Here is a 473-nt window from a genome sequence, read left to right on the forward strand (position 1 = left end):
CCGGCGTCAGTCCACCCTCCATCGAGGAAACGTACGTCATCCCACAGTTCGGTGACTGGCCGTTCGCGTTCACGCGGATCGACGCCGTCTACGTGTGGACTCAGGGCGGCTACCAGGTCGGTCGCGAGCCCGACGACTATCCATTGTTCCTCGCTGTTCGTGAGCAGGACGTCGACGCCTGGGAGACATTCTTCGAGTCCTTCGACCTCCCCACCGCATTCGAGCGACAGCCCCGAGACGAGTTGAACGGACCGCTGCAGATCGTCCTTGAGCCACGCGCGTCACTCGACATCGAGCACGTCGAAGGGTACCCGGTGATCCCGAGAGCAGAGACGATCGAGTACATGCGCGAAAACTACGCCCAGTTCCAGTCGGCGCTGGCGATGCTCGACCGGATGTACGAGGACCTCGACCTCGGCGTCACGTATCGAGAGACCGAACGGGCGCAGCCATGAGCTTCAACAACCGAAGTG

At 62.2% G+C, this 473-nt stretch carries 1 pseudogene; it reads left to right on the forward strand.

The window, feature by feature from the left end:
- Nucleotides 1–455 (forward strand): annotated as a pseudogene (locus tag C5B90_RS20115) (RNA polymerase subunit sigma-70); the annotation flags it as partial.
- Between the last annotated feature and the right edge of the window lie 18 nt (nucleotides 456–473).

Origin of the sequence: Haloferax sp. Atlit-12N, from assembly GCF_003383095.1 — an archaeon.
Classification (GTDB): Archaea; Halobacteriota; Halobacteria; order Halobacteriales; family Haloferacaceae; genus Haloferax.